This window comes from Mesorhizobium sp. (assembly GCF_004962925.1).
GTDB lineage: Bacteria > Pseudomonadota > Alphaproteobacteria > Rhizobiales > Rhizobiaceae > Mesorhizobium.
Genome location: NZ_SUEO01000138.1, coordinates 1 through 213 on the forward strand (window position 1 = coordinate 1; position 213 = coordinate 213).

Consider the following 213-nt stretch of genomic DNA (forward strand, 5'->3'; position numbering starts at 1 on the left):
CGCCTCGACCAGCAAAGTCGAGTCAAGTTCAGTCAGAGCCCGCCGGCGCGGGAAACTGTCCGCCAGTTGGATCATCGGCAACTCCAGACGCGCGCAAAATCGTCGAAGGCGCGGCTCAGCGCCGACTGTTTGATTTGAAAGTACGCTGTCGGCGATGCCGGAAGCGCCAGCCGGAAGTCGTTCCAGTTCTCGCGCGAGTCCGGACCGGGCAAG